The sequence below is a fragment of the Mesorhizobium sp. M8A.F.Ca.ET.021.01.1.1 genome (genome assembly GCF_003998025.1).
Lineage (GTDB): Bacteria > Pseudomonadota > Alphaproteobacteria > Rhizobiales > Rhizobiaceae > Mesorhizobium.
In genome coordinates this window covers 1-2,899 of the sequence record NZ_RZSJ01000698.1, presented here as the reverse complement: position 1 = coordinate 2,899, position 2,899 = coordinate 1, and the positions used below count along the sequence as shown (strand labels likewise).

At 60.9% G+C, this 2,899-nt stretch carries 2 protein-coding genes; both read left to right on the top strand.

Features of this window, described 5'->3' with window-relative positions; all coding sequences use genetic code 11:
• On the top strand, nt 1-1,170 hold a 1,170-nt coding region (gene clpX, locus EOA36_RS32405; RefSeq protein WP_127280895.1), incomplete at its 5' end, for an ATP-dependent Clp protease ATP-binding subunit ClpX.
• A gap of 274 nt (nt 1,171-1,444) precedes the next feature.
• A partial coding sequence (locus EOA36_RS32400) for an LON peptidase substrate-binding domain-containing protein (RefSeq protein ID WP_127280894.1) occupies nt 1,445-2,899 on the top strand: 1,455 nt, incomplete at its 3' end.

Below are 2,899 nucleotides of genomic sequence, written 5' to 3'. Positions count from 1 at the left end.
GTGTTCATCTGCGACGAGTGCGTCGAGCTGTGCATGGACATCATCCGCGAGGAGAACAAGACCTCGATGGTGAAGTCGCGCGAGGGCGTGCCGACCCCGCAGGAGATCCTCAAGGTTCTCGACGACTATGTCATCGGCCAGCCTTACGCCAAGCGCGTGCTGTCTGTGGCTGTGCATAACCACTACAAGCGCCTCGCGCATGCGGGCAAGAACAACGATGTCGAACTGGCCAAGTCCAACATCCTGCTGATCGGCCCGACCGGCTGCGGCAAGACGCTGCTGGCACAGACGCTCGCCCGCATCATCGACGTGCCCTTCACCATGGCCGACGCCACGACGCTGACCGAGGCCGGTTACGTCGGCGAGGACGTCGAGAACATCATCCTCAAGCTGTTGCAGTCGGCCGATTACAATGTCGAGCGCGCCCAGCGCGGCATCGTCTACATCGACGAAATCGACAAGATTTCGCGCAAGTCCGACAATCCCTCTATCACCCGCGACGTGTCGGGCGAGGGCGTTCAGCAGGCGCTGTTGAAGATCATGGAAGGCACCGTCGCTTCCGTGCCGCCGCAGGGCGGCCGCAAGCACCCGCAGCAGGAGTTCCTGCAGGTCGACACCGCCAACATCCTGTTCATCTGCGGCGGCGCCTTTGCTGGCCTGGACAAGATCATCTCGGATCGCGGCAGGAAGACCTCGATCGGTTTTGGCGCCATCGTCGCGTCGCCGGAGGATCGCCGCACGGGTGACGTTTTCCGTCTGGTCGAGCCCGAGGATCTGTTGAAATTCGGCCTCATTCCGGAGTTCGTCGGTCGTCTGCCGGTCCTGGCGACGCTGGAGGATCTTGACGAGCCGGCATTGATCCAGATCCTGACCGAGCCGAAGAACGCGCTGGTCAAGCAGTATCAGCGCCTGTTCGAAATGGAAAATGTCGACCTGACCTTCCACGAGAACGCGCTTTCGGCGATCGCCAAGCGCGCCATCGAGCGCAAGACCGGCGCGCGCGGCCTGCGTTCGATCATGGAAGCGATCCTGCTCGACACGATGTTCGAACTGCCCGCGCTCGAAGGCGTGCGCGAGGTGGTGATCTCGGAAGAAGTGGTGACCGGCAGCGCCAGGCCGCTCTACATCTATTCCGAACAGAAGGAAAAGAAGGGCAATGTCAGCGCCTGATATGGCACTTGGCCCTATATTTTTGTGGAACGGCGCCCTTGCGGCGCCGTTTTGCTGTGACGGGTATACGGCCTGAGCGATGGAGTGGATTTGCGGACGATGTTAACTCTTGATCTTTGCCCCGCTTGCATCCACCTAACACGAGAAGGCCGAGGTGCCCGATTTCTGTGCTGTAAAACTCCCGTCACAAACGGTGGTAGGCGGAACGATCCCCGGTCGTTAATATGAGATTCGCGGTTGGCCTGATGGTGGCCGCGACATGAAAGGTTGGACAATGGCCAAAATATCCAAGGCTCCCAGCGACGGCGTCTTCGCAGTCCTCCCACTGCGCGACATCGTGGTGTTCCCGCACATGATCGTTCCGCTCTTCGTCGGGCGTGAAAAGTCGATCAAGGCGCTGGAAGAGGTGATGGGTCAGGAAAAGCAGATCCTGCTCGCCACCCAGATGAATGCCGCCGATGACGATCCCGAGCCCGATGCGATCTTCGACATCGGCACGCTCGCCAATGTGCTGCAATTGCTGAAGCTGCCCGACGGCACCGTCAAGGTTCTGGTCGAGGGCGCCTCGCGTGCGAAAATCGTCTCCTTCACCGACCGTCCCGACTTCCACGAGGCCAAAGCCACGGCGCTGGTCGAGCCGGAAGAGGAAGAGGTCGAGGTCGAGGCTCTGGCCCGCTCGGTCGTCACCGACTTCGAGAACTACGTCAAGCTGAACAAGAAGATCTCGCCCGAAGTGGTGGGCGCCGCCAGCCAGATCGACGACTATTCCAAGCTCGCCGACACGGTTGCCTCGCATCTCGCCATCAAGATTCCTGAAAAGCAGGAAATGCTGGCCACGCTTTCCGTCAAGGAGCGGCTGGAAAAGGCGATGGGCTTCATGGAAGCCGAAATCTCCGTCCTGCAGGTGGAGAAGCGCATCCGCTCGCGCGTCAAGCGCCAGATGGAGAAGACGCAGCGCGAATACTACCTTAACGAGCAGATGAAGGCGATCCAGAAGGAGCTCGGCGAGGGCGAGGACGGCCGCGACGAAGCCGCCGAGATCGAGGCGCGCATCAAGAAGACCAAGCTCTCCAAGGAGGCCCGCGAAAAGGCGGAAGCCGAGTTGAAGAAGCTGAGGACGATGTCGCCGATGTCGGCTGAATCGACCGTCGTGCGCAACTATCTCGATTGGCTGCTGTCGATACCGTGGGGCAAGAACTCCAAGGTCAAGCAGGACCTGGCCTACGCGCAGAACGTCCTCGACACCGATCACTTCGGCCTCGACAAGGTCAAGGACCGCATCGTCGAGTACCTTGCCGTGCAAAGCCGCCAGAAGAAGCTGAAGGGGCCGATCCTGTGCCTCGTCGGCCCTCCCGGCGTCGGCAAGACCTCGCTCGGCAAGTCGATAGCCAAGGCAACCGGCCGCGAATTCATCCGCATGGCGCTCGGCGGCGTGCGTGACGAGGCCGAGATCCGTGGCCACCGGCGCACCTATATCGGCTCGATGCCCGGCAAGGTCATCCAGTCGATGCAGAAGGCAAAGAAGTCCAACCCGCTGTTCCTGCTCGACGAGATCGACAAGATGGGCCAGGACTTCCGTGGCGACCCGTCATCGGCGCTGCTCGAGGTGCTCGACCCCGAACAGAACTCGACGTTCATGGACCATTACCTCGAGGTCGAATACGACTTGTCGAGCGTGATGTTCGTGACGACGGCGAACACGCTGAACATCCCTGCGCCCTTGATGGAC